Source organism: Variovorax sp. HW608 (assembly GCF_900090195.1).
In the GTDB taxonomy this organism is placed as follows: domain Bacteria; phylum Pseudomonadota; class Gammaproteobacteria; order Burkholderiales; family Burkholderiaceae_C; genus Variovorax.
Genome location: NZ_LT607803.1, coordinates 3,670,148 through 3,684,198, shown reverse-complemented (window position 1 = coordinate 3,684,198; position 14,051 = coordinate 3,670,148). Strand labels below are relative to the sequence as shown.

General features: G+C 64.3%; 14 protein-coding genes. All 14 read right to left on the bottom strand.

Going from position 1 to position 14,051, the window contains the following annotated elements; all coding sequences use genetic code 11:
- Positions 1-2: 2 nt before the first annotated feature.
- Complete coding sequence (locus VAR608DRAFT_RS17315) at positions 3-836, bottom strand: acyl-CoA thioesterase (RefSeq protein WP_088955178.1); 834 nt, start codon at positions 834-836, stop codon at positions 3-5.
- Positions 837-913: 77 nt separating this feature from the next.
- Complete coding sequence (locus VAR608DRAFT_RS17310; protein ID WP_088955177.1) at positions 914-2,110, bottom strand: acetyl-CoA C-acyltransferase; 1,197 nt, start codon at positions 2,108-2,110, stop codon at positions 914-916.
- Between the two features lie 18 nt (positions 2,111-2,128).
- Positions 2,129-4,552, bottom strand: a complete 2,424-nt coding sequence (locus tag VAR608DRAFT_RS17305; RefSeq protein ID WP_088955176.1) for a 3-hydroxyacyl-CoA dehydrogenase/enoyl-CoA hydratase family protein — start codon at positions 4,550-4,552, stop codon at positions 2,129-2,131.
- Positions 4,553-4,584: 32 nt separating this feature from the next.
- Entirely contained in the window at positions 4,585-5,019 is a 435-nt protein-coding gene (locus VAR608DRAFT_RS17300) for a DUF2147 domain-containing protein (protein ID WP_088955175.1), read from the bottom strand.
- Positions 5,020-5,024: 5 nt separating this feature from the next.
- Positions 5,025-6,821: an acyl-CoA dehydrogenase C-terminal domain-containing protein gene (locus VAR608DRAFT_RS17295; protein ID WP_088955174.1), complete on the bottom strand. Its 1,797-nt coding sequence runs from the start codon at positions 6,819-6,821 to the stop codon at positions 5,025-5,027.
- Between the two features lie 61 nt (positions 6,822-6,882).
- On the bottom strand, positions 6,883-7,569 hold the full coding sequence (locus tag VAR608DRAFT_RS17290) for a TetR/AcrR family transcriptional regulator (protein WP_088955173.1): 687 nt from the start codon (positions 7,567-7,569) through the stop codon (positions 6,883-6,885).
- A 224-nt stretch (positions 7,570-7,793) separates the two neighbouring features.
- Positions 7,794-8,633: a metallophosphoesterase gene (locus VAR608DRAFT_RS17285; protein WP_088955172.1), complete on the bottom strand. Its 840-nt coding sequence runs from the start codon at positions 8,631-8,633 to the stop codon at positions 7,794-7,796.
- A gap of 3 nt (positions 8,634-8,636) precedes the next feature.
- Positions 8,637-9,467 carry a metallophosphoesterase gene (locus tag VAR608DRAFT_RS17280; RefSeq protein ID WP_088955171.1) on the bottom strand — a complete coding sequence of 277 codons (831 nt, stop codon included), beginning with the start codon at positions 9,465-9,467 and terminating at the stop codon, positions 8,637-8,639.
- 6 nt (positions 9,468-9,473) lie between these two features.
- On the bottom strand, positions 9,474-9,884 hold the full coding sequence (locus VAR608DRAFT_RS17275; RefSeq protein WP_088955170.1) for a hypothetical protein: 411 nt from the start codon (positions 9,882-9,884) through the stop codon (positions 9,474-9,476).
- The gene (locus VAR608DRAFT_RS17270) at positions 9,881-10,732 is read right to left on the bottom strand and encodes a metallophosphoesterase (protein ID WP_088955169.1); all 852 of its coding nucleotides are present in this window, start codon (positions 10,730-10,732) and stop codon (positions 9,881-9,883) included. Before VAR608DRAFT_RS17270 ends, VAR608DRAFT_RS17275 begins: the two co-directional genes overlap by 4 nt.
- The gene (locus VAR608DRAFT_RS17265; RefSeq protein WP_088955168.1) at positions 10,729-11,181 is read right to left on the bottom strand and encodes an HAD domain-containing protein; all 453 of its coding nucleotides are present in this window, start codon (positions 11,179-11,181) and stop codon (positions 10,729-10,731) included. Before VAR608DRAFT_RS17265 ends, VAR608DRAFT_RS17270 begins: the two co-directional genes overlap by 4 nt.
- Positions 11,178-11,717 (bottom strand): hypothetical protein, encoded by a 540-nt coding sequence (locus VAR608DRAFT_RS17260; RefSeq protein ID WP_088955167.1) that lies wholly within the window; start codon positions 11,715-11,717, stop codon positions 11,178-11,180. Before VAR608DRAFT_RS17260 ends, VAR608DRAFT_RS17265 begins: the two co-directional genes overlap by 4 nt.
- Before the next feature lie 6 nt (positions 11,718-11,723).
- Positions 11,724-13,094, bottom strand: a complete 1,371-nt coding sequence (locus VAR608DRAFT_RS17255) for an AAA family ATPase (protein WP_088955166.1) — start codon at positions 13,092-13,094, stop codon at positions 11,724-11,726.
- A gap of 35 nt (positions 13,095-13,129) precedes the next feature.
- Positions 13,130-13,279 carry a hypothetical protein gene (locus VAR608DRAFT_RS37115; protein WP_157731038.1) on the bottom strand — a complete coding sequence of 50 codons (150 nt, stop codon included), beginning with the start codon at positions 13,277-13,279 and terminating at the stop codon, positions 13,130-13,132.
- Between the last annotated feature and the right edge of the window lie 772 nt (positions 13,280-14,051).

Here is a 14,051-nt window from a genome sequence, read left to right as displayed (position 1 = left end):
CTTCATTCCTTGAAGTAGACGATCTGGTTGCTGGTCGCGAGCAGCGCGCCGGTTTCGCTCCAGAGCTGCGCCGCCTGGTCGAAATAGCCGTTGCGGAACTGCTGCCCCGTGGCTCGGCCGAGCAGGTAGCCGCTGCCCACCTGCGCGAGCAGCGATGCGTCGGTATGGAAATAGGTCGTGATCGACACCGTGCCGATCGGCACCGGCGTGGCGCGCCGCAGCCACACGCGCGGATAGAAGGTATCGCTCAGCGCCGCGAGCGACGCGAAGTCCAGCGGACGGACCGGATCATCGCGCAGCCACATGAGCGTCTCGCTGTGGTCGCCGCCGCCGTCCCATTGCGTCGGCAGCGTGCCGCTGACCGGGCGCATCTCGTAGCGCTGCAGCCACGCGACGCCCTTGGGCCCGATCGCGAGGCGCGGCACCGCTTCGGGCGCGGGCACATCGGGCATCGGCAGATCGTTGGCGCTCCAGGTCTCGCGGCGCACCGCGGTCACCACGGTGCCGGTGGTCGTGACGTGCAAGCGGCCCTCGGCGTCGGCCTGCGACATCGCGATGGTCCAGTGCTGCGTCGAGCGGTTGGTGCGAACCGGCAACGCCTGGATCTCGAACGCGCCGGGGCCGACCGCGGCGGCGTAGTTCACGGTGAGCGCCACCGGGTCGCCGAGCAGGTCGGGGTGCTTCAGCACCGACTGCAGCATGATCGCCGCCGTCGTGCCGCCGAAGGGGCCGACCATGTTCCAGTAGTCCTGGCCCATGGTGCCGGTGAAATGCCCCGCCCGGATGTCGCTGTGCGCCAGCGCGAGGGTCTTGTCGAGGGGATGCGTTGTCTTCATGGCGCCAGTGTGCCTCCGTGACAAAGAGCGGCGCAGTCGTCTCGGGGACGCCGCGCCTCCTCACAAACCCTGAACGATCAGACTCTCTCGAAGATCCCCGCGGCGCCCTGGCCCATGCCCACGCACATCGTGACCATGCCGTACTTGAGCTTCTTGCGCTGCAATGCATGGACCACGGTGGCCGAGCGGATCGCGCCGGTCGCACCCAGCGGATGGCCCAGCGCGATCGCGCCGCCCATCGGATTGACCTTGGCCGGATCGAGGCCCAGCGTGTTCATCACCGCGAGCGACTGCGCGGCGAAGGCTTCGTTGAGCTCGAACCAATCGATCTGGTCCTGCGTGAGGCCGGCGTAGCGCAGCGCGGCCGGGATCGCCTCGATCGGGCCGATGCCCATGATGTGCGGCGGAACACCCTTGCTCGCGAAGCTCACGAAGCGCGCGAGCGGCTTCAAGTCGAACTGCTTGCAGGCCTTCTCGCTCGCCAGGATCAGCGCGCCCGCGCCGTCCGAGGTCTGCGAGCTGTTGCCGGCGGTCACTGTGCCACGCGCGGCGAACACGGTGCGCAGCTTGGCGAGGCCTTCGATCGTGGTGTCGGGGCGCGCGCCCTCGTCGAGATTGACGGTGCGCTTCTTGGTGATCACTTCGCCGGTCGCGAGATCGGGGATGCGGTCCGTCACCTCGATCGGCGTGATCTCGGCGGCGAATTCGCCGGCCTGCTGCGCGGCGAGCGCACGCTGGTGCGATTGCAGCGCGAAGGCGTCCTGCGCGTCGCGGCTGACCTTCCACTGCTGCGCGACCTTCTCGGCCGTGAGGCCCATGCCGTAGGCGATGCCCACGTCGCCGTCGCGCTCGAAGATCGATGGCGACAGCGAGGGCGAGTTGCCCATCATCGGCACCATGCTCATGCTCTCCACGCCGGCCGCGATCATCACCTCGGCTTCGCCGACGCGGATGCGATCGGCCGCCATCTGCACCGCCGACAGGCCGGAAGCGCAGAAGCGGTTGACCGTGATGCCGCCGACGCTGGTCGGCAGGCCCGCCAGCACCGCGCCGATGCGCGCGACGTTCAGGCCCTGCTGCGCCTCGGGGATCGCGCAGCCGCAGATGATGTCCTCGATCACCTTCGGATCGAGGTTCGGCACCGCCGCGAGCGCCGATTTCAGCGTGGTGGCGAGCAGGTCGTCCGGCCGGTAGTTGCGGAAGTAACCGCGATGCGACTTGCCGATCGGCGTGCGGGTCGCGGAAACGATGTAGGCGTCTTGAATCTGTTTCATGAGTGTTCCTGCCGCGTATCAGTTGCGGACGGGCTTGCCCGTGGAGAGCATGCCCATGATTCGCTCTTGCGTTTTCGGATGGACGATCAGCGAGCAGAAGGCCTTGCGTTCGAGGGTCATCAGGTACTCCTCGGTGACGAGACTGCCGGCATCGACATCGCCGCCGGTCACCACGTGGGCGATCAGGCTCGCGATGTGGAAGTCGTGCTGGCTGATGAAGCCGCCGTCGCGCATGTTCACGAGCTGGCCCTTGATGGTCGCGGCGCCGCTGCGGCCCGCGACCTTGAACTGCCGGCGCAGCGGCGGACGCCAGCCGGCGTCGGCCATCGCCTTGGCCTGCTGCAGCGCGACATAGAGCAGCTCGTCCTTGTTCGGAACGATCACATCGCTTTCGAGCAGATAGCCGAGCTTCTTCGAATCCAGTGCACCGGTGCCAACCTTTGCCATCGCGGCGGCGGTGAAGCCCTCGGTGAGGAAAGGAAGGATGTCGGTGCCGGTCGAAGCCGAGGCGTTCTCGGCGGCACGACGTGCGATGTAGGTCAGGCCGCCCGCGCCGGGGACCAGCCCCACGCCGACTTCGACGAGGCCGATGTAGCTTTCCATCGCCGCAACGCGCTTCGCGGAATGGATCGCAAGCTCGCAGCCGCCGCCCAGCGCCATGCCGCGCACGGCGGAGATCACCGGCACGTTGGCGTAGCGGATCTTGAGCATGACCTTCTGCAGCTCTTCTTCGGCCGCTTCGACCGCGCCGATACCGGCAACGACGAAGGCCGGCAGCATCGCCTGCAGGTCCGCACCGACCGAGAACATCTCGTCGGGCGACCAGATCACGAGGCCCTTGTAGTCCTTCTCGGCCAGATCGACCGCTGCCGAGAGGCCTTCGGCCACGTCGGGGCTGATGGCGTGCATCTTCGAGTGGATGCTCGCGATCAGCACTTCGCCATCGAGCGTCCAGATGCGCACGTCGCCTTCATCCTGGATCGTGGTGCCGGCCTGGTTCGCGTCGGGTGCGTTCGCGCCGAGCACGCTTTCGGGGAAGAGCTGGCGCTCGTGCACCGGCAGGCGGCGCTGCGGCACGAAGGCATTGGCCGATGCGCTCCACGAGCCCTGCGGCGTGTGCACGCCACCGGCCTCGGCCACCGGGCCCTCGAAGACCCACTTCGGCAGCGGCGCGCTCGACAGGGCCTTGCCGCTTTCGATGTCTTCCTGGATCCAGGTCGCGACCTGCTTCCAGCCGGCTTCCTGCCAGAGCTCGAACGGGCCCTGCTTCATGCCGAAGCCCCAGCGCATCGCGAAGTCGATGTCGCGCGCGCTTTCGGCGATGGTCGCCAGATGCAGCGCCGCGTAGTGGAAGCTGTCGCGCAGGATCGCCCACAGGAACTGCCCTTGCGCGCCTTCGCTCTCGCGCAGCAGCTTCAGGCGTTCGCCGGCCGGCTTCTTGAGCATGCGGCCGTAGACCTCGTCGGCCTTCTCGCCCGAGGGCACGTACTCGCCCTTCGCCAAGTCGAAGCGCAGGATGTCGCGCCCGGCCTTCTTGAAGAAACCGGCCTTGGTCTTCTGGCCGAGGTTGCCGAGTTCGAGCAGCTTCGCAAGCACCGGCGGCGTCGCGAAGTTGGGATAGAACGGATCGCTCTTCTCGTCGAGGTTGTCCTGCAAGGTCTTGATGACGTGGGCCATCGTGTCGAGGCCGACCACGTCCGCGGTGCGGAAGGTGCCCGAGCTCGCGCGGCCGAGCTTCTTGCCGGTGAGGTCGTCCACCACGTCTTGTGTGAGGCCGAACTTCTCGACTTCCTTCAGTGTCGCCAGCATGCCGGCGATGCCCACGCGGTTGGCGATGAAGTTGGGCGTGTCGTGCGCGCGCACCACGCCCTTGCCGAGCGTGCTGGTCACGAAGGCTTCGAGCTGGTCGAGCACCTGCGGCTCGGTGGTCGGCGTGTTGATCAGCTCGACCAGGAACATGTAGCGCGGCGGGTTGAAGAAGTGGATGCCGCAGAAGCGCGGCTTGAGCGCCTCCGGCAGCGCCTCGCTGAGCTTGGTGATCGACAGGCCCGAGGTGTTCGAAGCCAGGATCGCGTGGCTTGCGACATGCGGCGCGATCTTCTTGTAGAGATCGAGCTTCCAGTCCATGCGTTCGGCGATCGCTTCGATCACCAGGTCGCATTCGCCGAGCTTGGCGAGGTCGTCTTCGTAGTTGGCCTGCTCGATCAGCGCGGCATCGGCGAGGTCGCCGAGCGGTGCGGGCTTGAGCTTCTTGAGGTTGTCGATCGCGCGACTCACGATGCCGTTCTTCGCGGCACCTTGAGCGACATTGCCTGTCGCGTCCTTCGCCGGCAAATCGAACAGCACGACCGGCACGCGCACGTTGACGAGATGCGCCGCGATCTGCGCGCCCATCACGCCGGCGCCGAGCACGGCGACCTTTTTCACTTGGAATCTGGACATGGTGTGTTTGCTACTTGATTGAGTGGCCGCGCTCACTGCGCGCGGGTCCAGGTTTGGGTACGCCAGAAGGGGCCCAGATAGCCGCGAACTTCCAGCTTCTTGCCACCATCGATCGGCGTGAAGCTGGCGCGGTATTCCTTGCCGTTCTCAGGGTCGAGGATCTTTCCGCCTTCCCAGACGTCCTTGCCCTCGGCCTTCTTGCCGCCGCGGATGATGTCGAGGCCAACCATCGGCTTGCCCTTGCGGTCGTCGGTGCACTCGTCGCAGGCTGCATCGGGCTTCGCGTCCTTGCGGAGCGTCTTCTCGATGCGGCCCTGCAACCCGCCGCCCGATTCGGCGATGCGGATCTCGGCCTTCGATTCGCCGGTCTTGTCGTCGACGCTGCGCCAGAGCCCCACGGGGCTCATCTGCGCCATCGCCGACGCGCTGCCGGCGAGCAGGAGGATCGATGCGAGCAAGGACTTCATGGCGTTCAGGCCAAGGCGGCGTCGGTGTTCATGAGCGGCGCGGCGCCGGCGCGCGCGGTGCGCATCAAGGTCGCGGTCTCGGGGAACAGCTTCGCGAAGTAGAAGCGCGCGGTCTGCAGCTTGGCCTGGTAGAACGGATCGGTGTTGCCGGCCGCGATCTCGCGCAGCGCGGTGCGCGCCATCAGCGCGAACAGGTAGCCGAACACGAAGTGGCCCGCGACGCGCAGGTAGTCGACCGCGGCGGCGCCGACTTCATCGGGGTTCTGGAAGCCCTTGAAGCCGATCTCGGTCGTGAACTTGGTGAGCTGGTCGCCGAGGACCGCGATCGGGGTGATGAACTCGCTCATCTTCTCGTTCACGCCTTCTTCTTCCACCAGCTTTCCGACGAGCTTGCCGAACTTCTTGAGCGTCGCGCCGTTGTTGCCCAGCACCTTGCGGCCCAGCAGGTCGAGCGACTGAATGGTGTTGGTGCCTTCGTAGATCATGTTGATGCGGTTGTCGCGCACGAACTGCTCCATGCCCCATTCCTTGACGAAGCCGTGGCCGCCGAAGACCTGCATGCAGGCGTTGGTCGAGATGTGACCGTTGTCGGTGATGAAGGCCTTCACGATCGGCGTCAGCAGCGCGACGAGTTCGCCGCTGTCCTTGCGGACCTTCTCGTCGGGGTGGCCATGCTCCTTGTCGAGCAGCAGCGCGCAGAACGTGGCGAGCGCGCGGCCGCCTTCGGCGTAGGCCTTGGCGGTCATGAGCATCTTGCGCACGTCGGGGTGGACGATGATCGGATCGGCTTCCTTGTCCTTGGCCTTCACGCCAGAGAGGGAGCGCATCTGGATGCGGTCCTTGGCATAGGCCAGCGCGTTCTGGAACGCGACTTCGGTCAGGCCCAGCGACTGGTTGCCGACGCCGAGGCGCGCGGCGTTCATCATCACGAACATCGCGGCCAGTCCCTTGTTGGGTTCGCCGACCAGCGTGCCGACAGCGTTCTCCAGAACCATCTGCGCGGTGGCGTTGCCGTGGATGCCCATCTTGTGCTCGAGGCCGCCGCAGTAGATGCCGTTGCGGCTGCCGAGCGAACCGTCGGCCTTGACGTTGAACTTGGGCACCACGAACAGGCTGATGCCCTTGCTGCCCTTCGGCGCATCCGGCAGGCGCGCGAGCACCAGGTGGATGATGTTCTGGGCCATGTCGTGCTCGCCGGCCGAGATGAAGATCTTGTTGCCGGTCAGCTTGTAGCTGCCGTCGGCCTGCGGTTCGGCCTTGGTGCGCAGCATGCCGAGGTCGGTGCCGCAATGGGGTTCGGTCAGGCACATGGTGCCGGTCCATTCGCCGGTGACGAGCTTGGGCAGGTATGTCTTCTTCTGTTCGTCGGTGCCATGCGCGGCGAGGGCTTCGTAGGCGCCGTGCGAGAGGCCCGGGTACATGGTCCAGGCCTGGTTGGCCGAATTCAGCATCTCGAAGAACTGCTGGTTGACGACGAACGGCAAGCCCTGGCCGCCGAAGGCCGGATCGCACGACAGCGCCGCCCAGCCGCCTTCGATGTACTGCGCGTAGGCTTCCTTGAAGCCCTTGGGCGTCTTCACTTCATGCGTGGTCTTGTCGAGCACGCAGCCTTCCTCGTCGCCGCTGATGTTGAGCGGGAAGGTCACTTCGGAGGCGAACTTGCCGCCTTCTTCAAGCACCGCGTTGATGGTGTCGACGTCGACCTCCGCATGCCGGGGGATGGCCTTGAGCTCCGCGGTGACATTCAGGACCTCGTGCATCACAAACTGCATGTCGCGAAGAGGAGGGTTGTAGGCGGGCATGTGGAGATCTCCGGAAAGTGAAACTGAAAGGTTGAAAAGAAAATGGGTCGGACCGGCGCGATCAGCGGACGGTCTTGAGGCGGCGCCGCGCGGCGTCGAGGGCCATGCCGGGGGCGTCCGGCGAAGCCGAGCGCGCGAGGATGTTGTCGAAGCCCGCATTGGCGCGGGCCAGCGAATCGGGCGAGCGCAGGAAGCGCGCTTCGTAGTGCAGGGCGAGGATCAGCGCGTGGATCTCGAAGGCGATCTGCTTCTCGTCCGCATCCTCCTGCAGATGGCCTTCGGCCTTGGCCTGCACCACCGCACGGTACATGGCGGCGAGCCAGGTGTTGACCGAATCGGCGAGCGCATCGCGCACCGGGCCGGGCCGGTCGTCGAATTCCACCGCACCGCTGATGTAGATGCAGCCCGAATCGATCTCGGCGGAGGTGCGCTTCATCCAGTTCGCGAACATGGCGCGAAGGCGCGGCAACCCGCGCGGCTCGTCGAGCGCCGGGTAGAAGACTTCCTGCTCGAAGCGGGTGTGGTATTCGCGCACCACCGAGATCTGCAGTTCCTCGCGCGAACCGAAGTGGGCGAAGACGCCCGACTTGCTCATCTGCGTGACTTCCGCGATCGCGCCGATCGACAGCCCTTCCAGGCCGATCTGGGCCGCGAGGTTCAGGGCCGCGTCGATGATCACGGCCTTGGTCTGCTGCCCTTTCTGGGGCGCGCGGGCTGTCTTGGCGGTGGCGGCGGGGCGAGGTGGCATCGAGCGGGAAAATAAAACGAACGATCGTTCTATTTTGCAGGAGTTTTCCGCCTTCAGAAAGTCGAAAGACCTTGAAGTCCGCTTGGTCTTTCCGGGTTGCGGAACTCTGGCCCAAAGGAAGCCCCTATTGGCCGCGTGGCATTCACACGACGAGCAGACCGAGCGAGACAAATGGCCCCTCCCACTCGCCCACTGCGAAAAGCCGCCGCGCCCCTTTCCGCCCGTTAAGAAACTTCGACGACAAGCGCAGGATTGAAGCCCTCATTCTCGTTGGATGCCCTGCTTCGCCCGAGCATGTAGCCGCGGGGGTTGCATACCACCCGGCAGTTGTCCACCTTGTAATCAAAGCTGGTATGCGTATGGCCATGCACCCAGAGCACCGGCACCTCGAAAAAGTGATCCCGCAACTCGCTCACGAACGCACCGGACACCCAGTCGGATGCGTAGAGTGCAGACAATGAGCCGCGATGGGGTGCGTGGTGCGTGACCACGACCGTTGGTCCCTCAAACGGGTCGTTCAACTTTTGACGGAGCCACTTGCGATGTGCTTGATGCAGGGCGATCGTGTCAGCGGGGCGCAGCGCGCGCTTGAACGGCTTTTCCTTGCTGGGCATCGCTTCGGTTCCTCTGCTCTGCAAGATCCGGATTGCCCTGTAGTCCGACATCACGGTTCCCGATTCGCCGGCCGCGCGCTCGACATCCACCTTGAGACCATCGGGCGTATCGATCCGAAGTGCGAAGTCGGTCCATAAAGTGCATCCGAGGAAGCGAACGCCGCCAATGATTGCCTCGCCGCAATCGAGGGCATAGACATTCGTTCCGGCAGCGGCGCGCTGCATGTTGGCCAATCCACTGGACAACACGTCGGCATAGAACTCATGATTTCCTGGCACGAAGATCACGGGCTTCGTCTCTCCGAAGTTTGTTGCCCGACGGATCCAAGCAATCGCCTTGGTCGCCGGCACAGCGATATCACCCGCCAGGATGGCGACATCGAACTCGACGTCCGGTACCTGGAAGGCACCGAACTCAAGGTGCAGGTCCGAGAGGATCAGCAACCTCATAGGTCAGACCTCCAACACCAAGCCGGGATTGAACCGCGCGTTCTCGAACTCGCCGTGCCAGTTCAGATAGCCGCGCGGATTGCTCACGACGCGGCAGCCGCCGACTTCATAGTCGAAACTGTCGTGGGTGTGTCCATGAACCCAAAGGACGGGCACCTCGAAGAACTCGCTCAACATTTCGTTGACGAAGCCGCCGGAAGACCAGTCCTGCGCGTAGCGCGCCGCAAGCGAGTTCCGATGCGGGGCATGGTGGGTCACAACGACCGTCGGCCCGTCGAATGGCTCAGCCACCCGTCTGCGAAGCCAGGATCGGTGCCGCCTATGGATCCGCAGGGTGTCCATCGGTACCAGGCGCCGCGAGCCGCGCGAGTTTGAAGTTCCAGGGTCCTCGATCCGGATGGCTGAATAGTCAGCCAGGTAGCGGGAGCTCTCCACCATCGCGCGGCATCGATCCGACAGCAGACGCACCGGCTGCCCCGCGAAGCCCGGGTTGTCGATTCGCAGCCGGAAGTCGGTCCACAAAGTGCACCCCAGGAATCGCACGCCGCCAATCACCACCTCGTCGCAATTGAGGAAGTGAACGTCGTGCTCTTGCGCCTGTCTGCGCATCTCAGCCTCTTCCTGATCGAGCACGGTCTCGTAGTACTCATGGTTGCCAGCGACCTGCACGATCGGCTTGTCGCCAAAGCGCGCGGGGTGCCGCAACCAGCGCGCAGCCACGCGCCCAGGCGCGACGATGTCACCCGCCAAGATGGCCACGTCATAGTCCAGCCCCGTCGGGACCTCGAACGTCTCGAATTCAGCGTGCAGGTCGGAAAGTATCAGAAGCTTCATGGTCGGTCAGTGGGCGTAGGCGGTTGCGGCGGCCAGAACGCGCTGGACCGGCATCCCCTGCTCGAGCGCCACTCGCGGCGTCAAGCCGCCCAGCGCCGATGCCGGGGTTTCAAGAAAGTCGAAGATCTGCCAGCAGTCCCTCGTGCCCAGCGATCGACCGATTCGCTGAATCGACGACCACGCCGAAGGCTCAAACTGCCATCGAGGCAGCTTCATCGCGCCGTCCGGGTCTCCAAGCCCGATGCACTTGCCGGCGACGATCCAAGCCGCGATCGTCGAGTCGTCCACACCCATGATCAACCCGGCCTCCTCAACTGTGATCATGTCAGCCGCCCGCAAGCGATCATGACGGTACTGCTGTCCTTCGCGTAGCAAGGCGGCGGCCTCGGCCGCTGACACATAGATATCTCTGGTCATGTGCGATGCCCATCCTTCCGATCCGGCACGTGGAGCACCAAGCCTGGATCGAAGTTGCCGTTTTCTGTCCTGCCGCTCCAGTTGACGTAGGCGCGGGGGTTGCAAACGACGCGGCAAGAGCGCACCCGATAGTCAAAGCTCTGGTGACAGTGGCCGTGCACCCAGAGCGCGGGCACGTCGAAGTACACCTCCGGTAGTTCACTTACGAAAGCGGCCGACACCCAATCCCGCGCGTATCGCTCGGAAAGGGAGCCGCGATGCGGCGCGTGATGCGTGACGACGACAGTGGGCCCCTCAAAGGGCACGGAAAGCATGGCGCTCAGCCATCTGTGCTGCCTCAGATGAATCTGGCGCGTGTCTGCGGCCTCCAGCTTCCGCCCGTGGCGAGCGCGCCAGGTGTCGGGCTCGGCGCTTTCATCGGCAGCGCGAATCAGGGCATAGTCGTTCATGAGGTTGCTTGCCTTCCTCATGCTCACGGATGCGTCGCTGCGCCGGCCGTCTGGCGTGTCAATTGCGAGCTCGAAATCCGTCCAAAGCGTCGCGCCGAGAAAGCGCACTCCGTTTATCACGACCTGGTCGCCGTCAAGCAGATGGACACCGAGGGACGATGCAGCGGTCCGAGCCTCTGCGAGCGTCTGGTCCATTCGTGTGTCGTAGAACTCATGGTTGCCCGGGACATAGACCACCGGCTTGCCGCCGAAGCGCGCGACATCGCCAGCCCAACGAGCGGCCTTGACCGCAGGGCAATGGATATCGCCGGCGAGGATTGCTACGTCGAAGTCCAGGTCACCTGGTGGCTCGAACGGTGCGAACTCCAGATGCAGGTCGGAGATGATCAGCAATTTCATTTCGCCAAGCCTTCAAAGTGAGCGCGCAGAGCCAATTCCGCGGCTTCATCAAAGCCGACGAACGATCCGCAGACCACCAAGCGGTGGAGGTATCGGTCGAATTGCCACTCGGCGTCATCAGGCGCGACCCAAGGCTGCTCGACGCCGCCGTGGGTCTCCAGCCAGGCCAGGATTTCGCCCTCACGTCGTGCCGGCGCGTAACCCCCAGGACCGCGAACAGGCAACGGCGTCACGCCAACGATGCGATGCCGGAGATCGTCGGAGAAGAACTCTCGAAGCTGGTCGAGCGTATGGCGCTCTCGCCACATGGAACTGATGACGATTCGCACCTCCGCGAACTCGCGCAGCAATGCTTCCAGTCGCGGCAAGAAGCAGAAAGGCGACTCCACCGGGAGATGGCCCTCGCCTTCGAGGTGCAGGACGCCATCGAAATCGAGGAACAGGATCACTTCCGCTCCTCCTCTTTGTTCGGCCACCCCCAGTCACTGGCAGACATCCAGATAGAACCCTTCCAGTCCTTGTGGCCCTCATCGAACGTGTCCGCACGATGCTCTGGGCAGAGCGATGCCCAAGGACCTCGGTCGTTGTTGATCTCCGCCGGCGCGCCGCAGACGATGCACCGGCATCTCAGCCTGAGCTCCAGCCGCAGAACGATCTCATTGATCGCGAGAGCGACCGGATCATGTCCCTGGGCGGGCTCGCATTCGTGACGATGAACTTCGGTCGGCCGATGGATATTGATCGCCACGCGCGCCTTGCCGACCATCTGATAGGCGAAGCTTGGCGAGCCGAACTTCTCCCGCATCCTCGTCCAGTGAAAGCCACGCTTGTCTGCACCGAGTCGCGCATCGATGTCTTCGCGGGCCTGTACCAAGGCCGGCAACCACCCTCGGAAGAACGTGTAAGCGCGGCGGCGCGCCTCCCCTTCGAGCGGAAACATGTAGGGGAAGCGCGCATGGAGAGAGGCTGGCGTGATGTCGTTCATACCGGTTCAACTCCCGACCACAAATATGAAGACCTCGTCGTCACCGCCCTCCTTCGGCTTCGGAGGGGCCGACGCCGTGCGAGCCGGCAGATCGAAATCCGCATCCTCGAAGTGGCGACGTCCCTCGTACGCGGCCGCCCCCAAAGCCCGCTCGCAGGCCATGCGGATCTGGCGCGGCGTGAGCCAGGCGAGCCGGCACATCTGCAGGTTCGTCGCGTGCTCGAAAGTCGCGCGAACGCTTTCGACTGGCACCATGCGCTCCAGGGTCGCTCGGAAGATGCTGTGAGCCAGAACGAGGCGCCCATCGATGTCGGGCTCTTCAATGAAGAACTCGACGAAGCGAGAACGCACCGGCGCGCTGATGCGTTCCGCATCATTGGCAGTCGCCACGTAGATCACGTAGCTCGCGTCGAACTCGAAATCGGCGCTCATGTCCTTCACCTTTGAAGCCGTGACCGGCTCGAGCAAGGTGAGCAGCGCATCGACAGGGCGATAGTTGTTGCCGCCCTGGGCGCCCTTGTCGATCTCGTCCAGCAAGACGATCGGGTTTGCCTGCTTGCCGAGAACGATGAGTTCCCACAACGCGCCCACAGACGTATTGGCCCAATATCTTTCGGCACCGCGTAGGCCCGAGTTCGACTGGGGGTTGTCGAAGGCCTGCCGATGTATCGCGGTCTGCAGAACCTCTGCCAGCCGATGGGTGAAATGGGTCTTGCCGACGCCGGGCTCGCCAAGCAACAGGATGGGCGGCAGCGCCGGTGGGCGACCCGTCAGGTCTGCGAGCGCAAGCGCGCGGCCGATCGCGTCCACGACAGGGGCGAAGTTCGGCATCTCGGAGGCCAGTTGCGCAAGATCCTCGCGCCAGGCAAGCGGTCGAGCGATCGAGCGCCAAGGTCCTTCGGCCATGGCCTTGGCGAAGTGTCTCAGATCCCGCGCCACAACATCCCTGTCGCCACTCGCAGGGTTGTTTTTCAGGGCATCAAAGCGCTCGCGCGCAGCCTCCCAGTCGAACACCGCAACGGCGCCGGGCGGCGCGGAAGGCAGTTCCGCGGGCACCGTCAATGCCTGCGCAGCCTGGTACGGCGTCAAGGACGGCCGATGGGCCGGTGGAGGTGGTGGCTTTGCAGCAATCTCCGCCTCGATTCTTTCCTCCTCGGCCAGCCGCCTCGCCTTGTAGGCAGCATCGGCTGCGGCGCGAGCACGAGCCGCTTCCTCGTACTCCAGTCGCTCTCTCTCGAGAGCTTCGAGTTCCAGTTGCTCGACCAGCACAGCCGGCACGAGGAGATGAACATCCTTGGGGAGATCTTGCGGACCGACTGCGTTCCGGTGGACGCCGTAACCGGGCGGGATCCTGTTGGGCTTCTTCTTGCTGACCATTCTGGGCTCCTGGCGGAGCCGGATGGATCAGCTCCTTAAGACTGGGAAATGAAGTTGGACATCGGTGGGCGTTCGATCACTGCTTGCTTGGAATTTCGTTCCGAGGTGCGCGAGCCCATGGACATGCACGCGCCCACGCGCATGCCGATGGCGGCCTGCTCGATGGTGGTTGCGTGGTTCAGCATGTCGATTCCAAAAAGTCTTGAAGGATGGACACATCTTAAGAGCCTCATCGGTTCATCCGCAAGTGCTCATGTCGCGATGGGCCAACACAAAAGATTAAGGTCGCCGGCAGACTGGAAAGCGCTTGGCAGACGGGCCGTTCACCCACCGCGATCTCCCGAACGTGTAGGCATCGCGCGTTCCACAAACTCCGCAATTGACTGAGGAAGTTCTCAACTACAACGACTTTGTTTTGGGTCAACGAGATCGAAGTTGCTGCACAAGCTCCTGAGGCAAAGGGAATACGGCGGCCAACTACTTCAAAGCACTACATTTTTCTTGCTCCCTCTGGGGGCCTGGCCACGTGGAACCCGCCGGCGCTCGCATGTTGGCCGCGCCCGGAGTTGGTCGAACATTCGACCAAGTAGGCGTGTCACGCGCCCCAAGCGGGGTTGGTCGAAGTCTGGTTGATTGCTAGACCATGATCTTGCGGCCCCACTATTCATCGGAAAAATTGGTTGAAGTCTGGTTGAACGTTCGACCAGCACGGAGCATCGGACCGGCACGCTTCCAGACTTATCCCATCGTTAGGCCAATCCTGGTCGAAGTCTGTTCCCTCGCCAGGCCTCGCAGGGTCCGCTCATTTCCGCTGGTCGAGCGCTCGACCAACATTGAACTAGCGCTGGCCTAGCGCCTACTTGGTTGAGCGCTGCGCCACCAAGGATGGCGACGTTGGAGTGGTCGAATACGACCCTCTTCCCGTCCGTCGCGTTTGGCGTCGATCGCCGCCGCTAT